Source organism: Exiguobacterium sp. TNDT2 (assembly GCF_003331145.1).
Taxonomy (GTDB): Bacteria; Bacillota; Bacilli; order Exiguobacteriales; family Exiguobacteriaceae; genus Exiguobacterium.
In genome coordinates, this window is sequence record NZ_QLVE01000064.1 from 1 (window position 1) to 2,478 (window position 2,478).

3 protein-coding genes are annotated in these 2,478 nt (G+C 48.4%); 2 read left to right on the forward strand and 1 reads right to left on the reverse strand.

The window, feature by feature from the left end; translation table 11 throughout:
* The first annotated feature begins 222 nt into the window (after positions 1 to 222).
* On the forward strand, positions 223 to 1,023 hold the full coding sequence (locus DPV68_RS14770) for an MBL fold metallo-hydrolase (protein ID WP_114167514.1): 801 nt from the start codon (positions 223 to 225) through the stop codon (positions 1,021 to 1,023).
* Between the two features lie 395 nt (positions 1,024 to 1,418).
* Positions 1,419 to 1,625 (forward strand): DUF3006 domain-containing protein, encoded by a 207-nt coding sequence (locus tag DPV68_RS14775; protein WP_016508383.1) that lies wholly within the window; start codon positions 1,419 to 1,421, stop codon positions 1,623 to 1,625.
* Between the two features lie 46 nt (positions 1,626 to 1,671).
* Here DPV68_RS14775 and DPV68_RS14780 read toward each other — a convergent pair whose 3' ends face one another.
* Positions 1,672 to 2,223 (reverse strand): TlpA disulfide reductase family protein, encoded by a 552-nt coding sequence (locus tag DPV68_RS14780; RefSeq protein ID WP_114167515.1) that lies wholly within the window; start codon positions 2,221 to 2,223, stop codon positions 1,672 to 1,674.
* Positions 2,224 to 2,478: the final 255 nt, after the last annotated feature.

Here is a 2,478-nt window from a genome sequence, read left to right on the forward strand (position 1 = left end):
TTCCAAGCTGATGACGAGAGTTCGATTCTCTTCACCCGCTCCAATTACCGACATATACGCGAGAATTTGCTCGCACACATAACCGCACGGTACACCGTGCATGAAGCAGGACGTCATTCGACGTTCTGCTTTTTTGTTTTTCACGATAATGGTAGTCATACCGGCGACGCTTAAATGATGACGATTCGGGAAAAGGATGGAAGACAAGAAGGAGGGATTCATGTGATTCAAATACGTCTTCACCCATTCACAGTTTACGAAAGCGCGCTCATGCGAACAACTTCGACATTAATCGAGACGAACGAAAGCCTGATCGTCATCGATCCGACCTGGCTGCCCGAAGAAATTGCCATGATACGTCGTGATGTCGAACTGCGGCGTCAAGGCAAAAAATTATATGTCATCTATACGCACCAGCATTACGATCATATCATCGGCGCCTACGCATTCCCCGATGCGACCGTCATCGCTTCTCAAGCGTTCGTCGAGACGGATGCGCGCTCGCAATTAGACGAGATCCAGTCGTTTTACGAGCAGTACTATATCGATCGCCCCATCGTAAAACCCGACGTCGATATCATGATTTCCGAAGACGGGACGATCGCACTCGGCTCCATCTCTATCACATTTTTATTGACACCTGGTCACGAATCGACCCACATGTCTTTAATTATCGAACCACTGAGACTTCTTATTTGCGGAGATTATGGTTCCAATATCGAGCCTCCGTTCATCGAGCATGACGCTGAAGCGTATTTGAATTCCTTGCAAAAACTTCAGACCGCCATTTACGAATATGAGATCCGCTGGCTCATACCAGGACATGGTGACTTATGCGATGACCGCAGCAAGATGATGGAGCGGTTGAGCGCGGCCGAAGAATATATCCTCGCTCTGCCTGAAGAACGGGTCTGGTCCCCGCATTGGCCGGAACATGATTTCTTCCAACGGGTCCATGAACGGAATCGGAAACATGTGGAACAAAAGGAGAAGGAACGAGAGTCTAGGCAGCAAGATTATTGACGCAAAAAAATCGCAACGTCTCCCCAGACGTTGCGATTCCCCCCTATTATGTAGACCTATTTCTTTGTGACGCGCTCTGAACGGACCGTGAACATACGGTCAATCCCATAAATGGTCACGCCGGTTAAAGCGAGCAATCCAATCATAGCCGAAGAAAACATTGACCATACCCCCATTGTTCACAAATTCGTCAAAATCACCCCGTGCTTTAATTATAGAAGAAAACAAATGAAAAAGAAAGCGTTTTCTTCTAACTTTTCTCACATTTTCGTCACCTCTTCGCTTGCAGATTTGCTTGTCACGCCTTGTTCAAATATGTGTAGCTTTTGTGGAATGTGGGAATACACTCTATAAGAATAAAGAGACAGAAAGCTGTTCGTTGAGGAGGAAGAGGCATGATTAAATACGGCACATTGGTGCGGGTCGAAGGGAAGTACGCCGTGTTACGTTGGAACAACGGCTCGAGTTTCATCCCGAGACGATTCTTGCCATCAGAAGCACGTGTTGGCGATACAATCATTCGAGACAACCATCATTATTATCTCGAAGAAGACATGACACCGAATTTTGATGCGCTCATCAAACAACATTATAAAAAATAGACAAAGACAGACCGGTTCACTTCCAGTCTGTCTTTGTCCGTTCACTTTACTTCGTTTGATCGTGCAACCAATCAAAGTCGACCGGTCCGACTTGTTTAGCGGTGATGACACCATCCGGACCGATGACATAGGTTGTCGGCAGAGCGACGACGCGATACGTCTTCTCGACCGTCCCTTCTTCGTCCAACAAGACCGGGAAGCTGACCGGGACTTCCTGTAAGAAAGCGTCGACATCTTGTTTGCCGCGCCGTTCGTTTTTCGTCGCGTTCACCCCGAGCACCGGGATACCCGTCTCTTCACCAAACGCAATCAACTCGGGCAGTTCTTCTCGGCACGGTGGACACCAGGACGCCCAAAAATTTAAGACGACTTGTCGTCCTTCGTAATCGGCGAGCGACAACATTTCCCCCTCGACCGTCTCGAGGGCGAATCCCGGCGCACGCTGACCGACTTCGAGTCCGCCGAGGACACTGTCGTCCGTGGCGATGCTGACTGCCAGTTCATTTTCTTGACTTGTGAACTCGTCATATCCTTTATAGCCCAACCCGGCGATGAGGCCTGCCATGATGAGCCCGATAGCTAGTTTGTGAAATCGCATGATTTACCCCTTGTCCTGTGTACTGTTCACTTCTAAACTTAACTTATCACATCATTCAAAGGAGAGTAACTATCTTGCAACTTCACAATGAGAAAGTTAGCGTCACTGTGAACTACTCACCACTTGCTTGCTTCGCAACCTGAAGTGGGAGCTTCTTGGGAAGATCGTGCTTTTACTAGCCACGATTATTGACCAAGCTCATCGGGCATTCCCTGCCCTGAAGACATGATATCCTCGGCGAGGCGCAACAGGTTG